The following is a 26,459-nucleotide window of genomic DNA, read 5'->3' as shown; positions in this document are numbered from 1 at the left end:
CGGTTTCCCGAGCGGGTCGGATCGGCGATCATGACGGCATGCACCTGCTGCTCTCCGGCGTCGTCGGCTCGGTCGCGTACGGGCTGGCCGGGCCCGGTTCGGACACCGACCGGCTCGGTGTCTTCGCCGCGCCGACCGTCGCGTTCCACGGCCTGCGCCCGCCCCGGGAGTCGGTGGTCACCACCGACCCGGACGTCACCCTGCACGAGGCGCGAAAATTCGCGCTGCTGGCGCTCAGCGGCAACCCGACCGCGACCGAGCTGATGTGGCTGCCGGACGACTGCTACGAGACGCGTACCGAGTTCGGCGAGCGGCTGATCGACATCCGGTCGGCGTTCCTCAGCGCGCCCCGGGTCCGCGACGCCTACCTCGGGTACGCCTCGCAGCAGTTCCGCAAGCTCGCCGCCGCGCCGCCCGACACCGGTGGCCGGCGGCGTTCGGCCAAGCACGCCCGGCACCTGGCCCGGCTGCTGCACCAGGGCCGGGTGCTGTACGCGACCGGGGTGCTGGAGATCCGGCTGGCCGACCCGGGCTGGTTCCGCGCGTTCGGTGAGCGGGTGGCCGCCGGCGCGCTGGCCGAGGCGGAGACGTTGGTGGCGGACGCCGAGGCGGAGTTCGCCCGGACCCGCTCCCCGCTGCCGGAGCGCCCGGACGAGGAGCCCGTGGAACGGTGGCTGCTCGACGTCCGGGCGGCGTACCTGCCGCGCTGACTCAGTCCGCGAGCCGGACCCGGACCCGGCGGTTGGCCCGCCCCTTGCTCTCCACCTTGACCACCTGGACCTTGCCGATCTGGGCGGTGGACGCGACGTGGGTGCCGCCGTCGGCCTGCACGTCCAACCCGACGATGTCGACGATCCGCACCTCCTGCTCGGTCGGCGGGATCAGGTTGGACTGGGTGCGGATGATGTCCGGCAGGGCCAGCGCGTCGGCGCGCGGCAGCACCCGGACGGCGACCGAGCGGTCGGTGGCCACCTCGGCGTTGACCAGCTCCTCGATGCGCGCCTTGAAGTCGGGCGGCACCTCGGGGAGGTTGAAGTCCATCCGGGCCTCGCCGGGTTCCATGTTGCCGCCGGTAACCAGCGCGCCGAAGTCCCGGAAGACCACGCCGCAGAGCACGTGCAGCCCGGAGTGGGTGCGCATCAGCATGGTCCGCCGGGCGTCCTCGACCGCGCCGGTGACCTCGGTGCCGACCGGCGGCAGCGGGTCGCCGTCGACCGGGATCAACCAGAGGTCGTCGGCCTTGCGGGTGCCCGCGATCCGGGTCTGCACGCCCTGCCAGAGCAGCACGCCGTGGTCCGGCGGCTGCCCGCCGCCGCCCGGGTAGAACGCGGACCGGTCCAGCACGATGCCCTGCTCGGGGTCGGCCGCCAGCACCCGGCACGTCCACTCACGCAGCGTGGGGTCGGCGAGGTCGAGGCGGTGCGTACGGCCGTGGTGTGTGACGCCCATGTCGGGCGACGTTACCCGTTCAGGAACGTCGAGATGCGCCCCCGCAGGTCGGCGCGTTCGGTCCAGAGGACGCCGGGTCGGTCGTACACGTGCAGGGTGGCCGCCGGAAGCGCGGCGGCCAGCCGCTCGGCGACGGCGACCGGATGCAGGTCGTCGTCGGCGCAGGCGATCACCAGGGCCGGCGCGGTGACCGCGGCGAGCGCGGCCACGTCGTCCAGCGCGGCCTGCTCGGGCAGGCCGGCCAGGCCGGGCGCGAGCCCGTCGCGCAGCAGTTGGTCGAGCCGTTGCCGCAGGTAGGCCCAGCCGGCCGGGGTGTTGCGGACCGACGGCGGCAGTTCCAGCGACACCGCCTCGGCGAGCGCGTGCGCGTCGCCGTCGGCCACCGCGTCGAGCAGGCCGGTGAGGCGGGCCCGGGCCACCTCGCCGCGCGGCGTGTCCAGCACGGCGGGCAGGAAGAAGACCAGTTTCTCGAAGCGTTCCGGGCTCTCGGCCAGCAGCCGGCACAGCGCGCCCGCGCCGAGGCTGGCGCCGAACGCCCGGGTGGCGCCGCCGAGGTCGGCGACCGCGCGCAGGTCACGGGCGAGGTCGAGGTAGGTCCACGGCCCGGCTGGGGAGTCGGACCGGCCGTGCCCGCGGAACTGGAAGAAGATGCGCCGCCCGGCGACGCCGCTGCCGAACGGCCGGGTGGTGGCGATGCCGTTGCCCAGCCCGTGCGCGAACACGGTGACCGGGTCGCCGACGCCGGTGACCAGGCGTTCCAGGCTCACCCCGTGCGGGGTGGCGACCAGCTCCGTCTCCGGCTCGGGCAGCGCCGGCCGCCCGGTCCGCGGCCCGCCGGGACCGGGCCCCCAGGTGCGGGGGCCGCCGTCCGGCGGCGGTGGCCAGCGGAAACCTCTCACCAGGACCCTCGACCGTCGTGCAGGTCCCGCAGGCCGGGCCGCACGTCGAGCAGGTAGATGAGGCCGGCGGCGATGCCGACCAGTCCGAACAGGCTGATCGGGCCGAAGCCGAGCAGGGTCAGCAGCATGCAGACCGCCAGGATGGCGACCCAGCCGCCCTTGGGCAGCGTGCCGATCGCGGCGAATCCGTCGCCGCGCTGGGTGATCGCGTGCACCAGGGCCACACCCTGGATGACCAGGGCGAAGACGAGCAGGATGAGCTGAATCACGGAGCGAACTTCGAACGCGAAGATCGGCGCGGCGTAGGCCATGTCGACAAGCTTATGCCGAGACCCCGGAAACGTCCGACAGGACGCTGTCCGGGGTCTCGGTGGAGCGTCGGGTCACTCGGCGGCCGGGCGGGTCCGCTTCGTGGTCTTCGGCAGCTTCGCCGACGGCGTGGCCGTCGTGCCGGCGGCGGCCTTGGTGGCGGTCGCCTTGGTGGCCCGGGTCCGCTTCACGGCGGCCGGCTTGGCGGCCACCGCCTCGGCCACCTCGGCCGGGCTGGGCACCTCGGTCTTCGGGGCCACCGTCTTCGGGGTGGTCTCCTCGGTCGCCTCGATGTCGGCGTTCACCGTGTCGGCGGCCTCCAGCACGCCGGCGCCGACGACCCGCTCACCACGGGCGACCAGCTCGGCGTACGTGGCCAGGGCGCGCTCCTGCGCGGCGTAGGCGCCGGCCACCACAGCGGCGGCGTTGCGGGTGGCGGCCTCGCGGAGCTTGTCCAGGTTGGCGGCCTGACGGAGCTGGTCGAGGTCGGTCGAGCGCAGGCCGGTGGCGGTCTCGGTGGCCTTCTGGCGCAGCTCGTAGCCGGTGCCGACGGCCTTGCCGCCGAGGTCGGTGACGACCCGGGTGCTGAGACCGCTGACCACGGTGGGCAGCTTGCGGAGCTGCTCCAGGGCCAGCTCGCCGGCGCCGGCGGCGGCGTAGAGGGGGGCGGGGATGCGGTTGGTCTTCGGCTGGGTCATGACTGCTCCTCTTCGGCCGCTCCGGCGGCCTTCCGGGCCGCCCGGCGGGCGGTCGTGCGTTCTGGGGCGGCGGTGGTCGGTGCGGGCGCGGTGCCCGCCTCGGTGACGGCGACCGACTCGAGGACCGCCTCGGTCGGGGTGCCGTCGGGCGTCACCGGGCCGGTCGCGGCCGGCGCGACGGTGGCCGGGGCCTCGGGTGCGGCGACGGGCTCGGTGGGCTCCGCCGGCGTCGCGGCGGCACCGGTGGCCTCGGCGAGGCGCGCGTTCTCGCGGCGGAACGTCTCGTAGATCTGGGTGAGCGACTGCTTCTGGGCCATGGTCAGCTCGGCGTCGACCGCGATGGCCGCGAGCACGCCCTGGCCCTCCTTGTCGTCGAGGAGCCCGGCCCGCAGGTACATGGCCGGGGTGGAGACCCGGAGCGCGCTGGCGAGCTGCTGGAGCACCTCGGCGCTCGGCTTGCGCAACCCGCGCTCGATCTGGCTCAGGTAGGGATTGCTGACGCCCGCCTGCTCGGCGAGCTGACGCAGCGAGATCTTCGCGTTGCGCCGCAGGTCGCGAATGAACCCGCCGACATCGGGAAGGTCCTTGCTGGTGGCCATGGTTCCACCGTAACGCGGCCTGCTAGCTGCTGCAAGCAAAGTGCTAGCCAGAGTTAGCGAGGTCACCCGAAGCCGGTTGCGGGCCGGATTTCCGGTCCGTACCGTGCCATTCGTGACCAAGATCGAGATCAACGGCGCCCGGCTGGAGTACGACGAGGCCGGCGACGGCAGCGTCGTGGTGCTGCTGCACGCCGGCATCGCGGACCGGCGGATGTGGCGCGCGCAGGTGCCGGCGCTCGCGCAGCGGCACCGGGTGATCGTCCCGGACCTGCGCGGCTACGGCGAGTCGGAGCTGCCGACCACCCCGTTCGCCCACCACGACGACGTGGTCGGGCTGCTGGACGCGCTCGGCGTGGAGCGGGCCGCGCTGGTCGGCTGCTCGTTCGGCGGCCGGGTCGCGGTGGACACCGCGCTGGCCCACCCGGAACGGGTGAGCGCGCTGGCGCTGTTCGGCGCCCCGGTCTCCGGCCACGAGTGGACCGAGGAGACCGAGCAGCTCTGGGAGAATCTGGTCGGCGACGTCGACCCGGAGGACTTCGCGGCCACCGCCGCCGGCGAGGTGCGGTTCTGGGTGGTCGGCCCGAACCGGCAGCCGGCGGACGTCGACCCGGAGCTGATCCGGTTCGCCGAGGAGATGGACCGCCGCGCGCTCGCCGCCGAGCAGGCGCTCAGCGCGATCGAGGTGGGCGAACTGGACCCGCCGGCCGTCGACCGGCTGTCCGAGCTGCGGATGCCGGTGCTCGCCGCCGCCGGTGCCGACGACCTCCCCGACATCCGTCGCCTCGCCGACCGCATCGCCGCCGAGGCCCCGGCGGGCGTACGCCTCCCCGACATCGCCGACGCCGCCCACCTGGTCCCGCTGGAGCGCCCCGACCCGGTGAACGCCGCCCTGCTCGACTTCCTCCCCTGACCTCCGCCTCGGGCGGTCACCAGAGGGGGCGGAGGGCGCCCACCGGGAGGCCACCGCCCAGGAGGGGGAGTTCGGCGTACTCGGTGAGGATCGGGGCGCGCACGTCGAGACGGGACAGGGCCGAGGTCAGGACCGGCATCCGCGCGCGGGCCGCGCCGTCGTCGATCTTCAGGGCGACCGCGCCGACGCCCGGGACCGCCGCCGCCATCACCCCCTCCGCGCCGATCTTGGCCAGGAGCCCGGGTACGCCGCGCATCAGCCGGGTGTCGTCGGCCTGGGTGCCGCCGACCATCTCCGGGTACGCCCGCATCGCGTCCGCCACGGTCCGCTCGGCGGTGCCCGGCTCGGCGGTGACCAGCCGCAGGAAGGCACGCGCCAGGCCGGTCAGCGACACGGCGTGCACCGGCGCGCCGCAGCCGTCCACCCCGATCGCCGCCGCCCGCTCCCCGGTGAACTCCTCCACGGTGGCGGTCAGCCGCTGCTGGAGCGGGTGCTCCGGCCGCCAGTAGCCGTCCAGCGACCAGCCGGCGGCCAGGCAGGTGCGCAGCATCCCGGCGTGCTTGCCCGAGCAGTTCATCAGCACCCGCGACGGTCCCCCGCCGGCCCGCAGCACCGCCTCCCGGGCGGCCTCGCCGAACGGCAGGTCCGCCGGGCAGTGCAACGCGTCCTCGCCCAGCCCGGCGTCCCGCAGCAACGCGTGCACCCGCTCGACGTGGAACTCCTCGCCCGCGTGGCTCGCGGCGACCAGCGCCACGTCGGCCGGGTCGGTCAGCGGCAACCCGGCCCGGAGCATGCCGATCGCCTGCATCGGCTTGTTCGACGAGCGGGGGAAGATCGGCGAGGCGACGTCACCCGCCCCGGCGACCGGCGAGCCGGCGGCGTCGAGCACCACCACGGAACCACGGTGGACGCCCTCCACGAACCCGGACCGGACCACCTCGGCGAGCGGCACGCCGCCCTCGTACGTCTTTCCCACGAGATGGACGGTACCGACGGGACGCGACCGGCCCGCAGCGGGGTGACCTGCGACGTCGGCCTCGGCCGTACAGGGGCGGGCGCTGGTGTGCCGCTTACACGCCGAGCAGCGTGCGGGCCTCGGCGGTGGTCAGCGGCGGGCGCTGGGCGAGCTGGGCGAAGCCGACCGCCCGCGCGACGAGCTGCATGTTGGACTCCACCGGGCGACCTTTGGCGTAGGTGACCGTGTCCTCCATGCCGACCCGCAGGTGACCACCGGTGGAGAGCGAGGCCAGCATCACCGGGATGGTGCTGCGCCCGATGCCGGTGGCCGAGAACGTGGTGCCCTCCGGCAGGTCGCGCAGCATCTGCTGAGCGGCGACCAGGGTGGCGGTGGTGCCCGGCATGCCGCCCGGCACGCCCATCACGAAGTCGACGTGGACGTGCCCGCCGTGCGGCAGGCCGTGCTTGCCGAGCAGCCGCTGCAACGCGGTGAGGTGGCCCAGCTCGAAGATCTCGTACTCGGGTACGACGCCCCGCTCCTGCATCCGGGTGTGCAGGTCGACGATGAACTCCCAGCGGTTGAGGAACACGTCGTCACCGAAGTTGACCGTGCCCATGGTGCAGGAGGCCATGTCCGGCGCGGCGTCGAGCACCGCGAGCCGGTGCGCCTCCGGGTCGGTCACCGCGCCGCCGGAGGAGAGCTGCACGATCAGGTCGGTGCTCTCCCGCAGCGCCGTCACGGTCTCCCGCAGCCGCCCCTGGTCGAGCGTGGGCCGCGCCTCGTCGTCGCGGATGTGGACGTGGATCACGGCCGCGCCGAGCGCCTCGCACTCCTTGGCGGTCAGCAGCAACTCGTCGAGCGTCACCGGCAGCGCCGGCACCTCCGCCTTGGCCGACTCCGCGCCGGTGGGGGCAACCGTGATCAACGTCCCTGTCGTCATGCCCCGGATCCTAGACCGCCCGCTGGCGCCGCCTCGAAAGGTGTTAAGCGGGGGCCCTTCCTCTACCAAAGGCGTTAAGAAGGGGCCCTTCCTTAACTGTCGATGGCGGCGGCGCTGTCGCCCACCATCAGGCGGGCGTCGTCGGGGACGTTGCGCTTCAGCACGGCGAGCGCGATCTGACCCAGCTCGTAGTGGTGCACCGCGGTGCCGACGAACCCGACCGTCCGGCCGTCCAGCGTCACCGGCGTACCGGCGGCCGGCGGCTGGTCGCTGGCGATGCCGTCCAGGTGCAGCAGCGCGAGCCGGCGCGGCGGCCGGCCCAGGTTGTGCACCCGGGCCACCGTCTCCTGCCCCCGGTAACACCCCTTGTCCAGGTGCACGGCCGGGGCGATCAGGTCCACCTCGGCGGGAATGGTCCGGTGGTCGGTGTCCACCCCGGCCCGGGCCCGGCGGGCGGCCACCCGCATCGCCTCGTACGCCCACAGCCCGGCCACCGGCACGCCCGCGTCGCGCAGCCGCTCCACCACCTCGGCCATGGTCGGGCGGGGCACCAGCAGGTCGACGCCGAGCGCCACCCGTCGGGCCCAGCCGCCGGACGGCAGCGGCGCGACGTCGTACACCACGGAGGGCCGCGCGGGCAGCTCGCCGGAGCGGAACTTCGGGCCCGGCACCCCGACCAGGTCGGGTGCGGCAAGCTCGGCGACGCCGAGCGTGGCGAGCGCGCCGGCGGCCTCCGGCCCGACCAGCGACAGCAGCGCGTGCCCGGCGGTGGCGTCGCGCGTGTCGACCTTGCTGAAGAAGCGCATCTTCTCCAGGTATGACAGAAGGCCGGCGGTCATCCCCGGCTCGGTGTCCAGCCAGGTGGTCTCGCCGTCCTCGGCGACCAGCGCGTGCTGCTCCACGTGCCCGTTCGGCGAGAGCACCAGCAGCTCGGTGCCCTGCCACGGGGCCAGGCCGGCCAGGTGCTGGCTGGTCAGCGTGTGCAGCCAGCCGATCCGCTCCTCGCCGGGCACCGCGACCACGCCCCGGTGCGACCGGTCGACCAGGCCCACACCGGTGGCCAGGACGCGCTGTTCGCGCATCGGGTCGCCGTAGTGCGCGGCCACCGGGGCGACCCCGGCCGCCCGGTGGGCCGGCTCGGGCTGGTCCCGGGTCTGCTCGTCGATGGCGTCGGTGGTCACCGCGCCGGCGATGTCGATCATGTGGGTTCCCCGTTCTGTGCGCACCGGCCGCAGACCCCGAAGAGCGCCACGTGCCCGATGTCGACCTGGAAGCCACGCTGCTCGGCGAGCTGGTCGGCGAGCGGCCGGAGCATCTCCGGAGAGATCTCGTCGATCGCCCCGCACTCCCGGCACACCAGGTGCACGTGCTGGTGCTCGCCGGCCGCGTGGTAGGTCGGCGAGCCGTGCGACAGGTGGGTGTGGGTGACCAGGCCGAGCCGTTCCAGCAGCTCCAGCGTGCGGTAGATGGTGGTGATGTTGACCCCGGCCGCGACCTCACGGACCGCCGTGTGCACCTGCTCCGGGGTGGCGTGCCCCAGCTCCAGGACGGCCCGCAGGACGAGCTGCCGCTGCGCCGTCAGCCGCAGCCCGCGCGAGCGGAGCAGTTCCGCGAGGGAGGATTCGGACACCCTCCGATCATAGTTCGGCCGCCGCGCCGCTCCGAATCAGCCGGCCACCCGGACCAGGCGGGCGGAGAGGTGCGGGCTGAGCGGGTGACCCATGGCGGCCATCTCCTGCGCGTAGAGCAGGGCGCCCTCGACGATGCCGAACAGGCGGGCGCCGGCCGTGACCTCCTTGGCCGTGGCGGTGCGGACGACCGCGTCGGTGGAGAACTCGATCTGGGTGCCCTTGCGCTTGCCGATGTGCAGCTCCATCACGCCGGTCGGCACGCTCATCAGCGCCTCGATCTCGTCGGTGACCCGCTCGCCGTCCAGCACCGGACGCCACCAGCCCACCTCGCGGCCGGCCGGGCGGACCGGGCGGCTCTGCTCGTCGAGGATCCAGGCCCGCGACTCGTAGAGCAGGAACGGGCGGCCGTCGTGGCTGATCCGGATCTCCTGCGCGAAGTCGAAGTCCTCGATCGTGGGGAAGCCGCCCCGGCCCCGGCCGCGCCACACCCCGACGTACGGCAGCAGCCCGTCCAGGCTGGGGTGCAGCTTCGGGCCGACGCGCAGGTCGTGGCTCTCCTCGTACGGGTACTCCTCGACCGGGGGCGCGTTCAGCCACGGCGGCTGGAGCGGATTCTCACTCACGGGTTCACCACTTACCTCTTGCGATTCGCACGGCGACATAGACCAGGCCACCGGCGAGCGCGCCCAGGCCGGCGACCAGCAGGCTGACGAACCCGATCTCGGTAACCATCCGGGCCATCCTATGCTGGCGGCATGACGCGCACTCTCGTCGTCAAGGCCACCGCCGGGGCGGACGCCCCGGAACGCTGCGCCCAGGCGTTCACCGTCGCCGCTACCGCGGCCGCCGCCGGGGTGGACGTGTCGCTCTGGCTGACCGGGGAGTCCACCTGGTTCGCGCTGCCCGGCCGGGCGGAGTCGTTCGAGCTGCCGCACTCGGCGCCGCTGGGCGAGCTGCTGCACGTGATCCTGACCACCGGCCGGGTGACCGCCTGCACCCAGTGCGCGGCCCGGCGGGACATCGGCCCGGACGACGTGATTCCGGGCGTCCGGATCGCCGGGGCGGCGGTCTTCGTCGAGGAGGCGATGGCCGAGGGCGCCCAGGCCCTGGTCTACTGACCCCGCCAAGCGGGATGTCCATTCTGACCGGTGCGCCGTTCCTGACCCGATATGCCGGGTCTGCGCCTACCATTCGGATGTGAGTGAGGCGATCGAACGGTTCTTCGCATCCCTGCCGGCCCGCGCTCCCGCCCTGTTGCGCAGCCCGATCAGCGGCACCCTCCAGATCGACCTGACCGACGGCAACCACACCGAACACTGGTACGTGGCGTTGGCGCCCGGGTCGGCCCGGGTGAGCCGGCAGGAGGAGCGTCCGGCGGACGCCGTGCTGACCATCGGCACCCCGCTCTTCGAAGGGCTGGTCACCGGCCGCGAGGCCGCGCTGTCGGCGGTGCTGCGCAACGAGGCCACCTTCGGCGGGCACGTGGTGCTGTTCCTGGCGCTGCGCCGCTTCCTGCCCGACCCGCCCGGAGCCCGGGACCCGAGGGAGACCGCCCGCGAACACGTCCGGCGGTCGGCGTGAAGGAACGGGTCAGCATCCTCGACGGCAACACCTTCCTGGTCAGCGACCGGCGCGGCAACATCGAGCCGTCGTACGACTTCCCCACCGGGCTGTTCTCCTTCGACACCCGGTTCCTCTCCACCTGGATCCTCTCCCTCGGCGGGCAACTGCTGCACGCGCTCTCCATCGACGACGCGCTCTCCTACAAGACCCGGTTCTTCATGGTCCCCGGCGAACCGACGCACTACCTGGACGCGGACGTCTCGGTGATCCGCAGCCGCTCGATCGGCGGCAGCTTCGACGAGGAACTGACCCTGCTCAACCACGCCGAGCAGGAGAAGGAGTTCCACCTCCGGCTCGACATCGGCTCCGACTTCGCCGACCTCTTCGAGATCAAGCACCGGCGGGAGAAGAAGGGCAGCACCACGCCCACGGTGGAGGAGAACGGCCTCCGGCTCACCTACCGCCGGCAGGGCTTCCACCGGGAGGCGCGGATCAGCAGCACCGCCCCGGCCGAGGTCGACGAGAACGGGATGACGTTCCGGATCCGTATCCCGGCGCACGGCGAATGGACCACCCGGCTGCACGTCGCCACCGTGATCTACGGGGCGCGCGGCGAGGACATCCGGGCCACCCTGCCGCTGGGCGGGCACCGCTCGGTGGCGGCCATCGAGGCGGAGCAGAACGCGCTGGTCGAGCACGCGCCCAAGCTGGGCTGCGACTGCGAGCCGCTCGCCGGGGCGTACCGGCGCAGCCTCACCGACCTGGCCGCCCTCCGGTACGAGTCGATCACGCTCGGCGTACGCCTGGTCGCCGCCGGCCTGCCCTGGTTCATGACGCTGTTCGGCCGGGACAGCATCTTCACCTCGCTGCAGATCCTGCCGTTCCTGCCCGAGATGATCCAGCCGACCATCCTCATGCTGGCCGGGTTGCAGGGCGGACGGATCGACGACTTCCGGGACGAGGAACCCGGCAAGATCCTGCACGAGCTGCGGTACGGCGAGACCGCCGGCTTCGAGGAACAGCCGCACTCGCCGTACTACGGCGCGGCCGACACCACCGCGCTCTTCGTGATCCTGCTCGACGAGTACGAGCGGTGGACCGGGGACTCGACGCTGGTCCGCCAACTCGAACAGGAGACCCGGGCGGCGCTGGCCTGGCTCGACACCTACGGCGACCTGCTCGGCACCGGCTACGTCTGGTACATGACCCGCAACCCGGAGACCGGGCTGCCGAACCAGTGCTGGAAGGACTCCCCGGACGCCATCTCCTACCGCGACGGCCGGCTGCCGCCGTTCCCCCGGGCCACCTGCGAACTACAGGGGTACGCGTACGACGCCAAGCGGCGCGGCGCCCGGATGGCCCGCGAGCTGTGGGGCGACCCGGCGTACGCGGACAAGCTGGAACGCGAGGCGGCGGCGCTGAAGGAGCGGTTCAACCGCGACTTCTGGATCCCGGAACGGGAGTACTACGCGCTGGCCCTGGACCCGCAGGGGCGGCACGTGGACGCGCTCACCTCCAACATCGGCCACCTGCTGTGGAGCGGCATCGTCGACGAGTCCCGCGCGCCGGCCGTCGCCGCGCACCTGCTCGGGCCGCGCCTCTTCTCCGGCTGGGGCGTCCGGACCCTCGCCGACGACCAGGGCCGCTACAACCCGATCGGCTACCACGTCGGCACGGTCTGGCCGTTCGACAACTCGATCATCGCGTGGGGCCTGTGGCGGTACGGCTTCCGGGAGGAGGCCGGCCAGATCTGCGACGCGATGCTCAGCGCCTCCCGCTACTTCGACGGGCGGCTTCCGGAGGCGTTCGCCGGCTACGAACGCGGCCTCACCGACTACCCGGTGCAGTATCCGACCGCGTGCAGCCCGCAGGCCTGGTCCGCCGGCACGCCACTGCTGCTGCTGCGGGTGATGCTGGGGCTGGAGCCGCAGGGCGAGCACCTGATCATCGACCCGGCGGTGCCGCCCGGGATGGGCCGGGTGGAGCTGCTCGACATCCCGGGCCGGTGGGGCCGGGTGGACGCGCTGGGCCGCAGCCGCACCCCCGACGACGAGAACCGCCGGGCCTGAGACCTGCGCCGGATCAGGACCGGCAGCCGGTGGTCACCGCGACCCGGACCCGCTCGCCGGCCCGCTCCGCCAGCACCGCCGGGTCACCCTCCCGGGCGTACCGGTCGACGGAGTCCACCACCGGCGCGGCGCCCGCGCCGAACGCCGGGCCCAGCCGCTCGTCGGCCGGCGCGGCGGCCTCGCCCCGGGCGGTCCGGGCGGTCCCCCCGCCGGGGCAGGGCGCGGTCAGCACCTGCACCGCCCCGGTCGCGCCGCCCCAGCGGTCCAACACGCGCGCCAGCGCGGCGGACTCCGCCGCGGCGTCGGCGGCCGGCGGCCGGTAGCCCGCACCGAGCGGACGGCAGCCGGTGGCGGCGGTCAGCAACACCCGCCCGGGCCCGCCGGGCCGGCCCTCGACCGCCACGAAATCGCCGGCGTCCGCGCGCAGCAGCGGCTCGCCGTCGTACGTCGAGACGCCCGCCCGCCACCGGGCCGGCAGCCGGTCGGCCACCTGGCGCAGCACGGCGCGGGCGTCGTCACCGGCGATCGCCACCTCGATGCCACGTTCCAGGTCCGCACCCCGTTCCAGCGGGGTCACCCGGCAGTCCCGCGCCAACCGGTCGGGCAGCAGCGCCGGCACCCCGGCCGCCCCGATCGCGGCGCTCAGCTCACCGATCGCGCGGTCCACCACCGGGCCGGCCCGGTCCAGCGAGCGCTGCTCCTTGACGGTGGGCGGATCGTGGCGCACCGACCACCAGGTCAACCCGGCGAGTAGCACGGCCCACACCACCGTGACGACCACCAGCCAACGCTGCCGGTGCCGGCCGGTCGCCTGCTGGTCGGGACGGGACGGCGGGGCGTACCCCGGCTGGACGGCACTCACCGCGTCATGGTGTCACGCTCCGGCGACCCGCCCGGCACGACCCGGCACGCGGGCCGCCGTGTCGAGCGGGCGGACCATCCGGGCGGCTGCACGTCCGGAAACGGCTCGGGCCGGCCACCCCTGGGCGGGGCGACCGGCCCGAGCCGATGCGCGTTGTTAAGCGGGGCCCCCTCCTATGCAGAAGGCGTTAACCGGGGGCCCTTCCTTACGCCTTCACGGTGACGGTGACCTCGTTGATGCCACGGGCGGCGGTCACCGCGGTGTCGCCGTTGCCGTGCCGGGAGAGCGCCCGCAGCGTCCACGAGCCCGGCGCGGCGAAGAACCGGAACTGGCCGGTCGGGGACGTCACCACCTCGGCGGTGAACTCACCGGTCGAGTCGAGCAGCCGGACGTACGCGCCGGGCACGGCCTCGCCGGACTCGGCGAGCACCTGGCCGGTGATGACGGTTTCCTTCTCCAGGTCCAGGCTGGCCGGGAGCGGGGCGGACTGGTCCGGCGCGGCGCAGCCGGCAGCGGTCGAAGCGGTCGGAGCGGTCATGGTCACGCCTCCCCGGGCTCGTCGCCGAGGGCCACCGGCACACCGACCAGCGAGCCGTACTCGGTCCAGGATCCGTCGTAGTTCTTCACGTTCCGGTGCCCGAGCAGCTCCTGGAGCACGAACCAGGTGTGCGACGAGCGCTCGCCGATCCGGCAGTAGGCGATGGTTTCCTTGCCGTCGTCCAGCCCGGCGGCGGCGTAGATCTTGCGCAGCTCGTCGTCGGACTTGAACGTGCCGTCCTCGTTGGCCGCCTTGGACCACGGCACGCTGATCGCGGTCGGCACGTGCCCGGCCCGCTGCGCCTGCTCCTGCGGGAGGTGGGCCGGGGCGAGCAGCCGGCCCGCGTACTCGTCGGGGCTGCGCACGTCGACCAGGTTCCTGGTGCCGATGGCGTCGACCACCTCGTCGCGGAACGCGCGGATCGAGGTGTCCGGCGCCTGCGCGACGTACTGCGTCGCCGGGCGGGTCACCGCGTCCTTGACCAGCGGACGGGCGTCCAGCTCCCACTTCTTGCGGCCACCGTCGAGCAGCTTCACGTCGCGGTGGCCGTAGAGCTTGAAGTACCAGTACGCGTACGCGGCGAACCAGTTGTTGTTGCCGCCGTAGAGGACGACGGTGTCGTCGTTGGCGATGCCCCGCTCGGAGAGCAGCGCGGCGAACTGCTGCTGGTTGACGAAGTCCCGGCGGACCTGGTCCTGGAGGTCGGTCTTCCAGTCGAGCTTGATCGCGCCGGCCAGGTGGCCGGTGTCGTAGGCCGAGGTGTCCTCGTCGACCTCGACGAAGACGACGCCCGGGGCGTCGAGGTTCTTCTCGGCCCACTCGGCCGAGACGAGTGCGGTGTCGCGACTCATCAGATCACTCCCTGGTGAGGATGGGTGGTGAGCCTGCGCGCGGAGATCGAAGTCGGTGGCTGTCGCACCACGCGCGGGACCCAGAGCTAGGAACGGATCACGGGTACGTGCGACGGCGCCGCTGCCGGGCGTTGAGGGGGGTTACGGACCCTTGGTGCCGTGGCCGCTCAGGCGGCCGGAGACAGCCCCGCCGTCAGATGACGGGGCGACACAGGCAGGTGGCCACGCGGCACAGGTCGACCGCGCGCCGTTTGGTGAGGAGGGTCCCCATGGGGTGGGACACTACCAGCCGGACCGGCATGTGGGCACCGGCCCGACCAGCATGCGAGATGCGAGATCAGCCGGCGGAGTTGATCGGGACGTCCTTGGCGTCCGCGGTGACCACCAGGCCCTCCGGCTTCGGCTCCACCGTGCGCAGGTTGAGCTGGAACGGCAGCTCCGGCAGCGGCACGTCGATCGAGATGCTCTTGGCGTAGTTGGCCAGCAGCGTGCGCGCCAGCGCCACGTTGGGCAGGCCCTCGGCGGTGAGGTCGTTGAACCGCAGCGCCACCTTGCCGCCGGCCACCGTCAGGTCGGCGGTGCCGTTGACGGTGAGCTTGACGCCGAGGATGTCCACCGGCGCGGTCACCGCCAGCTTGCCGTTGCGCTCGCCGAGCTTCAGGCCGGGCCGCTCGATCAGCTTCGCCAGGCTGTCGTAGGTGACGGTGCCCCGCCCGTCGACGGTCTGGGCCACCACGTCGCCCCGGCCGGAGCGGAGCGTGTCCAGCGACGCGGTCACGTTGCGGGCGTCCACGTCCAGCCTGGGCACGTCGACCGCGCCGCCCTGCACGTTGCCCTTCACGTCGGTGAGCTGGATCGAGATGCGCTCGTACCGGCCGGCCAGCACCTGGTTGAGGAACGGGAAACCGCCCACCTCGACCTTGGGCGCGGCGGACTGCGCGTCCTGCTTGGCCAACTCCTGCCGCACCTGGTCGGCGATGGCCCGCTCGGCGACGCCGGCGGCCACCCGGTCGGCGACGACCAGCAGCCCGCCGAGCACCAGCAGCAGGACGACGAAACCGATCAGCACCTTCCGACCCCGGCGACGGGGCCGGCCCTCCGCCGGGTACGCCTCTGCCACGCCGCCTCCAGTCCTCGCCACCGTCACCGCGTCTCGCGGCGCCACCGTACTTACCCGGGGCGAGACTTCGCCAACCGGGCGTTCAGAGGAAGAGCACGCACATCGCGTACGCGGCGGGCGCGGCGAGCGCGAAGCCGCCGAGCGGCCCCTGCATGTGCCGGGCCACCCACATGGTCGGCGCCTCACCGGCCATCAGCCGGCCCGCCTCGGCGTACCCGACGGCGAGGTCGGCCAGCACGGCGGTGGCCGCGGTGACCACGCCGACCAGCGCGGCGCTGGTCGGGGTGAAGCCGACCAGGTAGCTGCCGAGCACGGCGCTGGTCAGCGTGCCGAGCATGGCGCCCACTACCACGCCGGCCGCGCCGCGGGGCACCTGCGGGGCGAGCCGGGGCCACGGCGCCACCGCGTCGGTCAGCCGCGCCACCAGCAGGGCCACCCCGGCGGCGGTGAGGCAGACCGTGATCGCCTGGGTGCCCTTGGGGATCCGGCTGAGCACGATCAGCGAGGCGAACGCGACCACCCCCACCACGATGAGCAGGGTCCCGCCCAGCGAGTCGGTCACCCGGACCCGGTCCACCCGGCGGACGAGCTGCCCGAGCACGCCGAGCACGAGCCCGGCGACCGCGGCGTATCCGAGCGGGGCGAGGCCGGCGACGTCCGACTGCACGGCGGCGACGTCCGCGAGCGCCGCGGCGCCGGCGCTGACCAGCGCGACCACGAGCAGTGCGGGCGGGCGCATGGCCATCGTCCAGGCGAGCACGTAGAGCATCTGGACGCCGAAGATGATGACGGCGAACGGCAGCCGGTGCCCCGGGCCGGCGGTCTGCGCCCCGAGCACCAGGCCGGTGCCGAGCAGCGCGGCGAAACCGGCCACGGTCAGCGCCAGCGGCCGGCGGAACTCCACCGGCGGGGTCTCCTCCTCGGGCGACTCGTCGGCGTCGTCGTCGGAGCGCCGCCCGGGGCCGCCCTTGCGGAGCCGGCGGGGGCCCTTGCGCTCACGCCGCTCCGCCGGCTCCTCCTCGGCCGGCCCGGTGCGGGGGCGGGCGGGTAGCCACGGGCGGGGCCGGACGGCCCGGTGGACGGGTCGTCGGCCCACGGTTCACGACCGGAGTCGCGCGAGGTGGAGGGAAACACGCCCCGATCGTGCCAGACCCGGGCGGCTCGGCGGAGGTCACGGTTTCGGCAACGTTAAAACCTGCGCCGCGTTCGAGGGCAGAAAGGGCAAACGGGAAAAGGCGCGAAGGTGACGGCCGGACCATCCGTTACGCTCAACCCGTTACCCCGCCCGTCAGCGACGCCGGGACCCACGCAAGTTCACAGCGCCGCCCTCACCGGGTGTGCCGCTGGTCGCGCGCGGCCGAAGGGCCGCCGGGACGGAGGTGATCGTGGAGCTCCTGCTGCTCGTGACCGCACGGGCGGGTGAGCCGTCGGCGGTGCTGCCGGCACTCGACCTGCTGCCACACTCGGTGCGCACCGCGCCTCGCGACGTGCGCACCCTGGTTTCCGGCCCGACCCCGGACGCCGTCCTGGTGGACGCCCGCTCCGAGTTGAGCGAGGCGCGGGCCACCTGCCGGATGCTGCACGCCACCGGGCTCGGCGTGCCGCTGGTCGCGGTGGTGACCGAGGCCGGCCTGATCGCGCTGAACGCCGACTGGGGCGTGGACGACGTCATCCTCGCCGCGGCCGGTCCGGCCGAGGTGGAGGCCCGCCTGCGCCTGGCGGTCGGCCGGCTGAGCAACTCCGTGGCCGGCGCCGGCGGCTCGATCCGGGCCGGTGAGCTGAACATCGACCCGGACACCTACGCCGCGAAGCTCAAGGGCCGGCCGCTCGACCTGACCTACAAGGAGTTCGAGCTGTTGAAGTTCCTCGCCCAGCACCCGGGCCGGGTCTTCACCCGGGACCAGTTGCTGCGCGAGGTCTGGGGCTACGACTACTTCGGCGGCACCCGCACGGTGGACGTGCACGTCCGGCGGCTGCGCGCCAAGCTCGGCTCGGAGTACGAGTCGATGATCGGCACGGTCCGCCAGGTCGGCTACAAGTTCGTCGTGCCGCCGTCGCGCTCGCTGCCGGAGTCGGAGCCCGCCCCGCTGCCGGTCTGACCCCACCCCCACTCGGGGGCACTTTTCCTATATGCCCCATTTGCCACTCTCGCCGCCCATATCCTGACTGCCGGATTCGTCAGGGCTGAGGGGGGCCAACGGTGCGCATGCTGACCACGGGGGCGGCGAACGGCCGGTACCACTGATGTCCGGCTCGACGCTGAAGGCGGTGACGGTCGTGACCGCGGTGCTCGCCGGGCTGCTGGCCTCCGCGTACGCGCTGGGCCACAGCCTGGTGCCCGAACGCCAACCGTCCACCGCCGGCGCGACCACCTCGGCCTACGGCCCGCGCTACGGCGACCAGCCGCCGAGCGACGAGCCCGGCACGCCGAGCGCGGACGCGGCCCCGGACGCCGCGCCGTACCCGGCCGACGGCGACGGCCCGTACGGCGCGCACGTGAGCACCGGGTCCGCCCGGGTCGCGCTGACCTTCGACGACGGCCCCGACCCCCGGTGGACGCCGCAGGTGCTCGCCCTGCTGAGCCAGTACGGCGTGAAGGCCACGTTCTGCGTCGTCGGCGAGAACGCCGAGAGCTACCCGGACCTGGTGCGATCCATCGCGGCCGAGGGGCACACCCTGTGCAACCACTCCTGGAAGCACGACGTCAACCTCGGCAAGCGCACCCCGGACACGATCCGGGCCGACCTGACACGCACCAACGACGCGATCCTGGCCGCCGCGCCGACCGCCCGGATCGCCTACTACCGGCAGCCGGGCGGCGCCTGGACACCTCAGGTGATGTCCACCTGCACGGCGCTGGGCCTCACCCCGCTGCACTGGAGCGTCGACCCGTCGGACTGGAAGACGCCGGGCGCCACCGCCATCGAGACGACCGTCCGTACCCAGACCGGGCCGGGCGCGATCGTGCTGATGCACGACGCGGGCGGGGACCGCTCCGGCACGGTCGCCGCGTTGCAGCGGCTGCTGCCCGAACTGCTGGCCCGCTTCGAGCTGGAGCCGCTGCCCACCGGCGCCGCGTGACGAGCGCCACCGCCCACCGCGCCGCTCCGCCGCGAACCACGGCCCACCGGCCACTACCGTGACGGGCATGAGCAGCACCGAGCCGACGAGTGGCGGACCCGACGCATCCGTTCCCGGCGACCGGGTGACACCCGCCGACCGGCTGGCCGCGCCCGAGGTGGCGGAGGTGCTGGCGCTGGCCCGGACGGCCGGCGACGCCGACGGCGCCGACCCGCTGGACGAGCACGTGCTGCTGCGGCTGCGCGACCCCGAGGCCCCGGCCGTGCACCTCACCGCCCGCGGCGCCGACGGCACCCTGACCGGATACGCGCACCTGGACACCACCGCGCCGACCGAGGGCGTCGGCGTGGAGCTGGTGGTGCACCCGGCGTACCGGCGGCGGGGCACCGGCCGGGCGCTGGCCCGGGGCGTACTGGCGGCCACGCCGGGACCGCTGCGCGCCTGGGCGCACGGCGACCACCCGTCCGCCGCCGCGCTCGCGGTCGACCTCGGCTTCACCCGGGCCCGGGTGCTCTGGCAGCTCCGCCGGCCGCTGACCGGGGCGGTGCCCGCGCCGGCCCTGCCGGAGGGTGTGGAGCTGCGCGCGTTCCGCCCGGGGGAGGACGACGAGGCCTGGCTGGCGGTCAACAACGCGGCGTTCGCCCAGCACCCCGAGCAGGGCCGGTGGACGCTCGACGACCTGCGCGTACGGTTCGCCGAGCCGTGGTTCGACCCGGCCGGCTTCCTGCTCGCGACGGACTCCGCCACCGGCCGGCTGCTCGGCTTCCACTGGACCAAGGTGCACGAGCGGCAGGGGTCGGCCCGGATCGGCGAGGTCTACGTGCTCGGCGTCGACCCGTCCGCGCACCGCGGCGGGCTCGGCCGGGCGCTCACCGCCGCCGGCCTGGCCCACCTGCGCGACCGGCGCGGGCTGGACCGGGTGATGCTCTACGTCGACGAGAGCAACACCGGCGCGGTCGCGCTCTACGAGCGGCTCGGCTTCGCCCGCTGGTCCGCGCACGTCAACTACCAGCGCGGCTGAGCGGCGGCGCGGAGAAAACGCCCTCGGGGGCGCGGACGGGTCGCCAGTTCACGAAATGGACAGGCCCTCCTCAGCCCACGGCCATCCCGCCGGCCGGACGTGTTCATCCCCCGTTCACTTCCGACCGGCGAACCGTCCACCTGGCCCTCCTAACTTTCACGTCAAGCCGGTCAGCGCCGGCCCCCGGCAACCCCGGGCGACCTGACCAAAGACGTGAAGGGAAACCCCTGAAGTGAAGCTCCAGCGGCACGGCGCCATCGCCTGTCTCGCTCTTACCGCGGTTCTCGGTCTCAGCGCCTGCGGCTCGGACAACAACGAGCCGGCCGGCGGGTCCGCCTCCGGTTCCGCCGCCGCCGTCGACTGCGGCAAGGGCACGCTGAACGCGCAGGGCTCCTCCGCGCAGAAGAACGCCATGGCCGAGTGGATCAAGGCCTACCAGCAGAAGTGCGCGGGCACCACGATCAACTACGAGCCGAGCGGCTCCGGCGCCGGCATCCAGGCGTTCATCGCCGGCACCGCCGACTTCGCCGGCTCCGACTCCGCGCTCAAGCCGGAGGAGCAGCCGCAGGCCGACGCCAAGTGCGCCGGCGGCCAGGCCCTCAACCTGCCGATGGTGATCGGCCCGGTCGCGGTCGTCTACAACGTCGGCGGCGCGGACAACCTCCAGTTCAGCCCGGCCACCCTGGCGAAGATCTTCGCCGGCAAGGTGACCAAGTGGGACGACGCGGCGATCAAGGCCGACAACCCGGACGCCAAGCTGCCGTCGGCCGCGATCCAGGCGGTGCACCGCTCCGACGAGTCGGGCACCACCGACAACTTCACCAAGTACCTCTCCAAGACCGCCGAGGCGGACTGGACCTTCGGCAACGCCAAGGCGTGGAAGGCTCCGGGCGGCGTCGGCGCGGCCAAGTCCGACGGCGTGGCCAGCAAGGTGAAGAGCACCGAGGGCACCATCAGCTACGTCGAGCTGTCGTACGCCGAGAACTCGGGCCTGAAGATGGCCAAGATCAAGAACGGCGCAGGCGAGTTCGTCGAGCTGACCGGCGACTCGGCCGGCAAGACCATCGCCGGGGCCAAGTTCGAGGGCCAGGGCAACGACCTCAAGATGTCGATCGACTACAACACCAAGGAGGCCGGGGCCTACCCGATCGTCCTGGCGACCTACGAGATCGTCTGCAGCAAGGGCCTCGCCGCCGACAAGCTGCCGCTGGTCAAGGGCCTGCTCGGCCACGCCGCCAGCACGGAGGGCCAGCAGGAGCTGGCCGAGCTGGGCTACGCCCCGCTGCCGGACGCCGTCCGCACCAAGGTCGAGGCCGCCGTCAAGAGCCTCGCCTGACGCCCTGAACGACACCTCCTCAACGCGAAGCGAGCGAGCAGATGGGTGACACCCCTCACCGCTCGGCGCACGCCGGCACCGGCGGGACCCCCGTGGCCACGAGCCACGAGCGGCCCGCCGGTGCCTCGGCGCGTGTGGCCGAGCGCTCCGGAAACCCTGGCCGCCCCGGCGGCGACCTCGGCGGGGGCGGCGGCCTTCCGCGCGCCCGCGCCTTCGGCGCGGAACGGGCGTTCCACGGCCTGACCCTGGCCGCCGGCAGCACCGTGCTGGTCATCATCGCGGCCATCGCGATCTTCCTGATCGCCAAGGCCGTACCGGCGCTGCGGGCCAACACCGAGTCGTTCTGGACCTTCGAGGGCTGGTTCCCGAACGACAACCCGCCGAAGTTCGGCATCGGCGCGCTCGCCTTCGGCACGGTCCTGAGTTCGCTGCTGGCGCTCCTGATGGCGGTGCCCGTCGCGCTGGGCATCGCCCTCTACCTGTCGCACTACGCCCCGCGGCGGCTCGGCAACAGCCTGGGCTTCCTGATCGACCTGCTGGCCGCCGTGCCGAGCGTGGTCTTCGGCCTCTGGGGCCGCGACTACTTCGCCGGCCCGGTCGCCGACCTCTCCGCCTGGCTGCACACGTACTTCGGCTGGATCCCGATCTTCGGCGACGGCCCGTACGGCAGCTCGATCCTGCTCGGCTCCGTGGTGCTGGCGATCATGGTGCTGCCGATCGTCACCTCGCTCTCCCGCGAGGTGTTCCGGCAGACCCCGACCGCCAACGAGGAGGCCGCGCTCGCGCTCGGCGCCACCCGCTGGGAGATGATCCGCACCGCGGTCCTGCCGTACGGCCGGCCGGGCGTCATCGCCGCGGTGATGCTGGGCCTGGGCCGGGCGCTCGGCGAGACCATCGCGCTCGCGCTGACCCTCGGCTCGACGTACGCCATCTCGTTCAACATCCTTCAGAGCGGCGGCAACTCGATCGCCGCCAACATCGCCAACCGGTTCGCCGAGGCGAACGACACCGGCCGGGGCGCGCTGATCGCCTCCGGTCTGGTCCTCTTCGCGATCACGCTGATCGTCAACATCACCGCTCGGGCGATCATCTACCGGCGGCGCGAGTTCACGGAGTCGGCTGCCTGATGACCACCACTCTTCCCACCCGTCGCCCGCGCCCGCCGGCCCAGCCGGCCACGCTGCGGGCCCGGCGGCTCCCCGCGTACGCCGCACCGGCCGTCGCCGTCGCGGCGCTGCTGCTCGCCACCGGCCTGGTCTACGGCGCCGGCATCGGCGGTCCGGTCCTGGTCGTGGTGCTCGGCGTGCTGCTCTACCTGGTCGGCCTCTTCGCCGCGGCGAACGCGGTGGAGGGCCGCCGGTCGGCCCGCAACCGGATCTGGAGCGCGCTGATCCACTCCGCCTTCGTGCTGGCCGTGCTGCCGCTCGCGTCGGTGGTCTGGACGCTGGTGAGCAAGGGCTCCGAGCGGCTGGACGCCAACTTCTTCGGCACCTCGATGAACAACATCGGGGCGCGGGACGCCAACGGCGGCGCCTACCACGCGATCATCGGCACGCTGGAGCAGGTCGGCATCGCCGCGCTGATCACCGTGCCGCTCGGCGTGCTCTGCGCGATCTACATCGTCGAGTACGGCCGCGGCCGGTTCGCGTTCGCCATCCGCTTCTTCGTGGACGTGATGACCGGCATCCCGTCGATCGTCACCGGCCTGTTCGTGCTGGCCTTCTGGGTGCTGATCGTCTCGCCCTGGTTCAACGACGGCCGGCCGAGCTTCTCCGGCTTCGCCGCCGCGCTGGCGTTGAGCGTGCTCATGCTGCCCACCGTGGTCCGCTCCACCGAGGAGATGCTCCGGCTGGTGCCGGCGCCACTGCGCGAGGGCGCGTACGCGCTCGGCGTACCGAAGTGGAAGACCATCCTGCGGGTGGTGCTGCCGACCGCGCTGCCCGGCATCGTCACCGGCATCATGCTCGCGGTCGCGCGGGCCGCCGGCGAGACCGCGCCGGTGCTGCTCGTCGCCGGTGGCGGCGCGGCGATCAACTTCAACCCGTTCGAGAACAACCAGTCGTCACTGGCCCTCTTCGTCTACCAGCAGGCCGGCGAGGCGTCGAAGTACTCCCCGGCGCGGGCGTGGACCGCGGCGCTGACCCTGGTCGCCCTGGTCCTCGTGCTGACCGTGGCGGCGAAGCTGCTGGCCCGTCGAAACCGGCTCGGCCGATGAACCCCGGAGGTACCGCCACCATGGCCAAGCGTGTCGAAGCCGCAAACGTGACCGCCTACTACGGCGGGTTCAAGGCGATCGAGAACATCAACCTGACCGTCGAGCCGAAGACCGTGACCGCCCTGATCGGGCCGTCCGGCTGCGGCAAGTCGACGTTCCTGCGGTCGATCAACCGGATGCACGAGGTGCTGCCCGGCGCCCGGGTCGAGGGCAACCTGACCATCGACGGGCAGGACATCTACGACCGCGACGTGGACGTCACCGCGGTCCGCCGGATGATCGGCATGGTGTTCCAGCGGCCGAACCCGTTCCCCACCATGAGCATCTTCGAGAACGTGGTGGCCGGGCTGCGGCTCAACGGGGTGCGGCGCAAGTCGATCCTGGAGGAGGCGGCCGAGAAGGCGCTCCGCTCGGCGAACCTGTGGGACGAGGTGAAGGACCGCCTCGGCAAGCCCGGCGCCGGCCTCTCCGGCGGTCAGCAGCAGCGGCTGTGCATCGCCCGCACCATCGCGGTCGAGCCGCAGGTGGTGCTGATGGACGAGCCGTGCTCGGCCCTGGACCCGATCTCCACGCTGGCCATCGAGGACCTGATGTTCCAGCTCAAGGACAAGTTCACCATCATCATCGTCACGCACAACATGCAGCAGGCCGCGCGGGTGTCCGACCGGACCGCGTTCTTCTCGATCGAGAAGACCGGCGACCCGGGCCGGCTGATCGAGTACGACAACACCCAAAAGATCTTCAGCAACCCCACCCGGAAGAAGACCGAGGACTACATCACCGGCCGCTTCGGCTGAGGTGTAAGGCGGGGCCCCCGGTTAACGCATCCTGTAGAGGAAGGGGCCCCGCTTAACATCTGCGCTCAGCGCAGCACGAACCGCGGCTCGGCGCCGTCCAGGTCCTCGATGTGCGGCAGGATCGGCGTACCCGGGTCTCGCTCCGCCGCCGCGCGGGCCACGCCCGCGAGGTCACCGGCGGCGGCGACCTCGGCGAGCGTGACCATGGTCGGCGGCAGCATGGTCAACTCCCCGGCCTCCGCCCGGGCCAGCGCGTCCGCCGGCCGCAGCCACAGCGTGTGGTCGGCCTCGCCGGAGACGTCGCGGGTCCGCTGCCCCTCGGGCAGCAGGGCGACGAAGAAGTACGTGTCGAAGCGGCGCGGCTCGAACTCCGGCGTGATCCACCGGGTCCACGGCAGCAGCAGGTCCGACCGGAGCGTAAGCCCGCGCCCAGCCAGCAGGTCCGCGAAGCCGGTACGCCGACCCACCAGGTCCTGCCGGGCCGCCTCCCAGTCGTCGCCGCTCACGTCGCCGACCACGGTGTCCGCGTCCGGGCCGGCCAGCAGCACGCCCGCCTCCTCGAACACTTCGCGGGCGGCGGCGCAGACCACCGCCTGCGCGTCCGCCGGGTCGAGCCGGAACCGCGCACCCCACGCCGCCGGCTCCGGCCCGGCCCAGCCGAGGTGGGTCTCCGAGTCGGACCGGTCCACGCCGCCGCCGGGGAAGGCGTACATGCCGCCGAACGTCATCGCCGCCACCCGCCGGATCAGGTAGACCTCGAAGTCGTCGCCGGCCGGCCGGAGCAGCAGCACGGTGGCGGCGACCCGGGGCGCCGCGGGCGCGCTGCCCTCGGCGTGGAACCGGCGGGCGTGCTCCACCAGGGCGGGAGGTGCGGCGAAGCCGTCGATCGTCATGGGCCCGAGCCTAGTTCCGGTGGGGCGAGCCGACCGGACCGGATCCCGCCGCCCAACCGGACCCGGTCGGCGGCCGTCCCCGCGGCCGCCAGCGGCGCCCGCGTCGACTCCGGCACGTCCTGCCAGTTCGCCCCGCACCGCACCGCCCCGCCCGACTTGGCCCGCCCCGATCCGCCCTGCCCTCTCCGCCCGACCCGACCCGGCTCGCCCCGATCCGCCCCGCCCTGCCCGGCCCCGCCCCGATCCGCCCTGCTCGGCGGAACGCCCGGCGACAACCCCAGACCGTCACCCTGCGTGGCGGCAATCCTCCCGGTCAGGTCTCTCCCCCGCCGCCTTTGCTCTGCAGCCCTTCGCGCAGCGGCAACCGACGGTGACCGCTGCGCGAAGGGCTGCAGAGCAAAGGCAACCACGCGGACTTGGGCTGCGAGCCGGTGGCCGACCTTTATGTCCGGTAAGCGAGCGATGAGTGCGGGAGTTGGCCTGGAGACCGCCCGAGCCCATAACGCTGTGCAACCTTCACGCTCCGCTATCGTCGCGCGGGGCCGCGGGGAGCCGAGTACCACCGGAGGCGCGCGAACCGTCTGGGCGGCGGGACCGGCCCTTCGGCCACCCGTGGTGTCGTGAAGCGCGCCGGGGCACCGGCCGGGGACTGACGTCCGTCCCGACCGGTGGATCATCCTGCCGGCTTGGATACCGGGCGGGATAGCGTGCCGGCATGACGCGTTGGGGAATCCTGGCCACCGGACACATCGCCGCCTGCTTCGCCGCCGACCTGCGGTTGGCGCCGGGCGCCGAGCTGGTGGCGGTGGGGTCGCGCACCCGGGAGAGCGCCGAGGAGTTCGCGCGGCGGCACGACGTGCCGCGGGCGTACGCCTCCTGGGCCGAACTGGCGGCGGACCCGGACCTGGACGCGATCTACGTGGCGACGCCGCACGCCGCGCACCACGAGGCGGCGCTCGCCTGCCTGGCCGGCGGCAAGGCCGTGCTGGTGGAGAAGCCCTGCACGCTGGACCTGCCCACCACGGTCGAACTGGTGGAGACCGCGCGCGCCCGTGGGCTCTTCTTCATGGAGGCCATGTGGATGCGGACGAACCCGCTGATCCTGCGGGTACTGGAGCTGATCTCCGACGGCGCGATCGGGGAGGTCACCCACGTTCGGGCGGACTTCGGGGCGGCCGGGCCGTTCCCGCCCGAGCACCGGATGCGCAACCGTGCGTTGGGCGGCGGCGCGCTGCTCGACCTCGGCGTCTACCCGCTGAGCCTGGCCCACCTGGTGCTCGGCGCGCCGCAGCACGTGCAGGCGTGGGCCAGGCTGAGCCCGGAGGCGGTGGACGAGAACACCGGCATCGTGCTCGGCTGGGACTCCGGCGCGGTGGCGACGCTGAGCTGCGGCATGGTGGGCGCCACCGCGATCACCGCGTCGATCACCGGCACCACCGGCCGGATCGACCTGCCCGAGCCGTTCTTCCGGCCCGGGTCCGCGGTGCTGCACCGGGCCGGCGGCGAACCGGAGACCATCCCGGCGGACATGACCGGCGGCGGTTACCAGTACGAGGCGATCGAGGTGCAGCGCTGCCTGGCGGCCGGGCTGACCGAGAGCCCGCTGGTGCCGCACGCCGCCACGCTGGAGATCATGACGCTGATCGACGACATCAAGGCCCGGATCGGCGTCTCCTACGCGTGAGGGGTCTCCCGCCGAGGCGGAAGACCCCTCGCGCGG

At 73.4% G+C, this 26,459-nt stretch carries 30 protein-coding genes and 1 pseudogene; 13 read left to right on the top strand and 18 right to left on the bottom strand.

What is annotated here, in order from left to right:
* Positions 1–38: 38 nt before the first annotated feature.
* The gene (locus H1D33_RS26650) at positions 39–710 is read left to right on the top strand and encodes a nucleotidyltransferase domain-containing protein (RefSeq protein WP_181570567.1); all 672 of its coding nucleotides are present in this window, start codon (positions 39–41) and stop codon (positions 708–710) included.
* Position 711: 1 nt separating this feature from the next.
* Here the strand turns inward: H1D33_RS26650 and H1D33_RS26645 are convergent, their stop codons facing one another.
* The 5 genes from H1D33_RS26645 to H1D33_RS26625 form a co-directional block, all read right to left on the bottom strand.
* Entirely contained in the window at positions 712–1,449 is a 738-nt protein-coding gene (locus H1D33_RS26645) for an alanyl-tRNA editing protein (RefSeq protein WP_181570568.1), read from the bottom strand.
* 11 nt (positions 1,450–1,460) lie between these two features.
* Positions 1,461–2,348 (bottom strand): alpha/beta fold hydrolase, encoded by an 888-nt coding sequence (locus H1D33_RS26640; RefSeq protein ID WP_181570569.1) that lies wholly within the window; start codon positions 2,346–2,348, stop codon positions 1,461–1,463.
* On the bottom strand, positions 2,345–2,659 hold the full coding sequence (locus H1D33_RS26635) for a DUF2516 family protein (protein WP_181570570.1): 315 nt from the start codon (positions 2,657–2,659) through the stop codon (positions 2,345–2,347). The genes H1D33_RS26640 and H1D33_RS26635 overlap by 4 nt, the downstream gene beginning before the upstream one ends.
* A gap of 72 nt (positions 2,660–2,731) precedes the next feature.
* Positions 2,732–3,355, bottom strand: coding sequence for a hypothetical protein (locus H1D33_RS26630; RefSeq protein WP_181570571.1), 624 nt, complete (start codon positions 3,353–3,355; stop codon positions 2,732–2,734).
* Positions 3,352–3,954, bottom strand: coding sequence for a helix-turn-helix domain-containing protein (locus tag H1D33_RS26625; protein WP_181570572.1), 603 nt, complete (start codon positions 3,952–3,954; stop codon positions 3,352–3,354). Before H1D33_RS26625 ends, H1D33_RS26630 begins: the two co-directional genes overlap by 4 nt.
* A 112-nt stretch (positions 3,955–4,066) precedes the next feature.
* Here H1D33_RS26625 and H1D33_RS26620 point away from each other — a divergent pair, with 112 nt between their 5' ends.
* Positions 4,067–4,864, top strand: coding sequence for an alpha/beta fold hydrolase (locus H1D33_RS26620; RefSeq protein ID WP_181570573.1), 798 nt, complete (start codon positions 4,067–4,069; stop codon positions 4,862–4,864).
* 16 nt (positions 4,865–4,880) lie between these two features.
* On the opposite strand, the gene H1D33_RS26615 is transcribed toward H1D33_RS26620, so the two are convergent.
* The 6 genes from H1D33_RS26615 to mtfM form a co-directional block, all read right to left on the bottom strand.
* Positions 4,881–5,840, bottom strand: a complete 960-nt coding sequence (locus H1D33_RS26615; protein WP_181570574.1) for an asparaginase — start codon at positions 5,838–5,840, stop codon at positions 4,881–4,883.
* 94 nt (positions 5,841–5,934) lie between these two features.
* Entirely contained in the window at positions 5,935–6,762 is an 828-nt protein-coding gene (locus tag H1D33_RS26610; RefSeq protein WP_181570575.1) for a beta-keto acid cleavage family enzyme, read from the bottom strand.
* Positions 6,763–6,854: 92 nt separating this feature from the next.
* Complete coding sequence (gene ygfZ / locus H1D33_RS26605; RefSeq protein ID WP_181570576.1) at positions 6,855–7,964, bottom strand: CAF17-like 4Fe-4S cluster assembly/insertion protein YgfZ; 1,110 nt, start codon at positions 7,962–7,964, stop codon at positions 6,855–6,857.
* Positions 7,961–8,392, bottom strand: a complete 432-nt coding sequence (locus H1D33_RS26600; RefSeq protein ID WP_181570577.1) for a Fur family transcriptional regulator — start codon at positions 8,390–8,392, stop codon at positions 7,961–7,963. Before H1D33_RS26600 ends, ygfZ begins: the two co-directional genes overlap by 4 nt.
* 36 nt (positions 8,393–8,428) lie before the next feature.
* Complete coding sequence (locus H1D33_RS26595; protein WP_181570578.1) at positions 8,429–9,055, bottom strand: heme-binding beta-barrel domain-containing protein; 627 nt, start codon at positions 9,053–9,055, stop codon at positions 8,429–8,431.
* Positions 9,021–9,125, bottom strand: coding sequence for a small membrane protein MtfM (gene mtfM / locus H1D33_RS26590; protein ID WP_013288813.1), 105 nt, complete (start codon positions 9,123–9,125; stop codon positions 9,021–9,023). The genes H1D33_RS26595 and mtfM overlap by 35 nt, the downstream gene beginning before the upstream one ends.
* A 23-nt stretch (positions 9,126–9,148) precedes the next feature.
* On the opposite strand from mtfM, the gene H1D33_RS26585 reads away from it, so the two are divergent.
* The 3 genes from H1D33_RS26585 to H1D33_RS26575 all read left to right on the top strand — a co-directional run bounded on the left by H1D33_RS26585 (position 9,149) and on the right by H1D33_RS26575 (position 12,025).
* Positions 9,149–9,511, top strand: coding sequence for a DsrE family protein (locus H1D33_RS26585; RefSeq protein ID WP_181570579.1), 363 nt, complete (start codon positions 9,149–9,151; stop codon positions 9,509–9,511).
* A gap of 79 nt (positions 9,512–9,590) precedes the next feature.
* The gene (locus H1D33_RS26580; protein ID WP_181570580.1) at positions 9,591–9,974 is read left to right on the top strand and encodes an SCP2 sterol-binding domain-containing protein; all 384 of its coding nucleotides are present in this window, start codon (positions 9,591–9,593) and stop codon (positions 9,972–9,974) included.
* Complete coding sequence (locus H1D33_RS26575; protein ID WP_181570581.1) at positions 9,971–12,025, top strand: amylo-alpha-1,6-glucosidase; 2,055 nt, start codon at positions 9,971–9,973, stop codon at positions 12,023–12,025. The genes H1D33_RS26580 and H1D33_RS26575 overlap by 4 nt, the downstream gene beginning before the upstream one ends.
* A gap of 13 nt (positions 12,026–12,038) precedes the next feature.
* Here H1D33_RS26575 and H1D33_RS26570 read toward each other — a convergent pair whose 3' ends face one another.
* From H1D33_RS26570 to H1D33_RS26550, 6 genes and pseudogenes are all read right to left on the bottom strand, one after another.
* Positions 12,039–12,887, bottom strand: a complete 849-nt coding sequence (locus tag H1D33_RS26570; protein ID WP_181570582.1) for a hypothetical protein — start codon at positions 12,885–12,887, stop codon at positions 12,039–12,041.
* A gap of 205 nt (positions 12,888–13,092) precedes the next feature.
* Positions 13,093–13,425, bottom strand: coding sequence for a DUF1416 domain-containing protein (locus H1D33_RS26565; RefSeq protein WP_181570583.1), 333 nt, complete (start codon positions 13,423–13,425; stop codon positions 13,093–13,095).
* Between the two features lie 2 nt (positions 13,426–13,427).
* Positions 13,428–14,276 (bottom strand): sulfurtransferase, encoded by an 849-nt coding sequence (locus H1D33_RS26560; protein WP_181570584.1) that lies wholly within the window; start codon positions 14,274–14,276, stop codon positions 13,428–13,430.
* Between the two features lie 193 nt (positions 14,277–14,469).
* A complete protein-coding gene (locus H1D33_RS30225; protein ID WP_311202345.1) occupies positions 14,470–14,547 on the bottom strand; it encodes an Ms5788A family Cys-rich leader peptide in 78 nt (25 codons plus the stop codon).
* 66 nt (positions 14,548–14,613) lie between these two features.
* Positions 14,614–15,396 (bottom strand): LmeA family phospholipid-binding protein, encoded by a 783-nt coding sequence (locus H1D33_RS26555; RefSeq protein ID WP_181570585.1) that lies wholly within the window; start codon positions 15,394–15,396, stop codon positions 14,614–14,616.
* Positions 15,397–15,478: 82 nt separating this feature from the next.
* Positions 15,479–16,530, bottom strand: a pseudogene (locus H1D33_RS26550) (hypothetical protein).
* Positions 16,531–16,775: 245 nt separating this feature from the next.
* Between H1D33_RS26550 and H1D33_RS26545 the strand changes: the two are divergent.
* The 7 genes from H1D33_RS26545 to pstB all read left to right on the top strand — a co-directional run bounded on the left by H1D33_RS26545 (position 16,776) and on the right by pstB (position 23,846).
* Complete coding sequence (locus tag H1D33_RS26545) at positions 16,776–17,495, top strand: winged helix-turn-helix transcriptional regulator (RefSeq protein ID WP_181570587.1); 720 nt, start codon at positions 16,776–16,778, stop codon at positions 17,493–17,495.
* A 145-nt stretch (positions 17,496–17,640) separates the two neighbouring features.
* Complete coding sequence (locus H1D33_RS26540) at positions 17,641–18,477, top strand: polysaccharide deacetylase family protein (protein WP_181570588.1); 837 nt, start codon at positions 17,641–17,643, stop codon at positions 18,475–18,477.
* A gap of 67 nt (positions 18,478–18,544) precedes the next feature.
* Positions 18,545–19,498: a mycothiol synthase gene (gene mshD / locus H1D33_RS26535; RefSeq protein ID WP_181570589.1), complete on the top strand. Its 954-nt coding sequence runs from the start codon at positions 18,545–18,547 to the stop codon at positions 19,496–19,498.
* A gap of 232 nt (positions 19,499–19,730) precedes the next feature.
* Positions 19,731–20,834, top strand: a complete 1,104-nt coding sequence (pstS, locus tag H1D33_RS26530; RefSeq protein WP_181570590.1) for a phosphate ABC transporter substrate-binding protein PstS — start codon at positions 19,731–19,733, stop codon at positions 20,832–20,834.
* A 41-nt stretch (positions 20,835–20,875) separates the two neighbouring features.
* Positions 20,876–21,961, top strand: a complete 1,086-nt coding sequence (gene pstC, locus H1D33_RS26525) for a phosphate ABC transporter permease subunit PstC (protein ID WP_181570591.1) — start codon at positions 20,876–20,878, stop codon at positions 21,959–21,961.
* Complete coding sequence (gene pstA / locus H1D33_RS26520) at positions 21,961–23,049, top strand: phosphate ABC transporter permease PstA (protein ID WP_181570592.1); 1,089 nt, start codon at positions 21,961–21,963, stop codon at positions 23,047–23,049. Before pstC ends, pstA begins: the two co-directional genes overlap by 1 nt.
* A 20-nt stretch (positions 23,050–23,069) precedes the next feature.
* Positions 23,070–23,846: a phosphate ABC transporter ATP-binding protein PstB gene (gene pstB, locus H1D33_RS26515; RefSeq protein WP_181570593.1), complete on the top strand. Its 777-nt coding sequence runs from the start codon at positions 23,070–23,072 to the stop codon at positions 23,844–23,846.
* A 65-nt stretch (positions 23,847–23,911) separates the two neighbouring features.
* On the opposite strand, the gene H1D33_RS26510 is transcribed toward pstB, so the two are convergent.
* A complete protein-coding gene (locus H1D33_RS26510; RefSeq protein ID WP_181570594.1) occupies positions 23,912–24,739 on the bottom strand; it encodes an NUDIX hydrolase in 828 nt (275 codons plus the stop codon).
* A 715-nt stretch (positions 24,740–25,454) separates the two neighbouring features.
* Here H1D33_RS26510 and H1D33_RS26505 point away from each other — a divergent pair.
* Positions 25,455–26,423 (top strand): Gfo/Idh/MocA family protein, encoded by a 969-nt coding sequence (locus H1D33_RS26505; RefSeq protein WP_181570595.1) that lies wholly within the window; start codon positions 25,455–25,457, stop codon positions 26,421–26,423.
* Positions 26,424–26,459: the final 36 nt, after the last annotated feature.

It is taken from the genome of Micromonospora ferruginea (genome assembly GCF_013694245.2).
Classification (GTDB): domain Bacteria; phylum Actinomycetota; class Actinomycetes; order Mycobacteriales; family Micromonosporaceae; genus Micromonospora; species Micromonospora robiginosa.
Note: the sequence above shows the minus strand (reverse complement) of the source record. Positions and strands in the feature narration are given on the sequence as shown.